Origin of the sequence: Ureibacillus massiliensis 4400831 = CIP 108448 = CCUG 49529 (assembly GCF_000772965.1) — a bacterium.
GTDB classification, from domain to species: Bacteria; Bacillota; Bacilli; order Bacillales_A; family Planococcaceae; genus Ureibacillus; species Ureibacillus massiliensis.
This window is the reverse complement of record NZ_JPVQ01000112.1, coordinates 1-1,209: the sequence shown is the minus strand read 5'-3', so window position 1 is coordinate 1,209 and position 1,209 is coordinate 1. Positions and strand designations below refer to the sequence as shown.

Below are 1,209 nucleotides of genomic sequence, written 5' to 3'. Positions count from 1 at the left end.
TGGAATGTCAACACTAAATTGAACAATCAATATAAGTGCAGTTAATGTTTTGGTATATTCCCGATTCAAGTGTTTCTGAATGTTCAGGTGGCTTGACACGGAGCCTCTGCGGGCATGACTTTTGAGCCAAGGAACCAGCTAAATGATGCTGGCTCTGCCAAACGAGGCTATCATGCCCGCCACTCCGTGTAAAGCCGTTCTTCGTTTTGTATCACCTCAAATGCTCGAATCTATTTACTAGATTCATATTGTTGTTTAAATTCAGCTGGCGTTAGATAACCTAGTGTTTCATGAATTCGAATATGATTAAACCAGTTCACATGATCCCACATTTCAAGTTCGAGTTGTTCCAGAGTATGGAAGGTTTTCTGATAGACAAATTCAATTTTAAAGCTTTTAAATGTTGCTTCTGCCACGGCATTATCGTACGGGCATCCTTTTGCACTTAGTGAACGCTGAATCCCAAAGCCTTTTGTTGCTTCAATCATTAACTGATTATCAAATTCTGAACCTCGATCTGTATGGAATAATTGCACGTTCGTTAAATTACCTTTGATGCTGCTTAAAGCTTTATAAACAAGGGCCGCGTCTTTATTTGGACCGGCACTTGCACCCACGATTTCTCGGTTAAAGAGATCGACAAATAAGCATACATAATGCCATTTTTTCCCGACACGTACGTATGTTAAATCACTGACTAATACGGATAATTCCTTTTCTTGTTGGAATTCTCGATTTAAGACATTGGCGATCTTTGCCTCGTTACTTTGTTTCTTTTGTGGTTTGTAATAGGCAACCGTGTAATTGGAGACAAGACCTAGATACTTCATAATTTGACCGATACGACGTCTTGAAACAATCTTGTCTTGTTTTTCTAACTCTTTCTTAATTTTACGTGTACCGTAGTTATTCCGACTTTGTTTAAAAATCGTGTAGATACGTTCTTGTAGATCCGCTTCTTCCGCTTGTCTTTCGTTATCTTCACGCTTTTTCAGGTGAAAGTAGTAAGTGCTTCTTGGAATTTGTAGGACGTCACACATTGCTGATACCGAATATTTGTGAGCGTTGTTGCAAATCACATCTATTTTCGTCCCATGATCAGCGCCGCTTGCTTTAAAATATCGTTCTCCATACGCAGGCGCTGCACTTCTTTACGTAGTTCCAATAATTCATTTTCTTCATCAGAACGGTTATCTTCTGCCTTAAAAG

General features: G+C 39.2%; 1 pseudogene. It reads right to left on the bottom strand.

Going from position 1 to position 1,209, the window contains the following annotated elements:
• Nucleotides 1-230: 230 nt before the first annotated feature.
• A pseudogene (locus CD30_RS19065) lies at nt 231-1,209 on the bottom strand (IS3 family transposase); the annotation flags it as partial.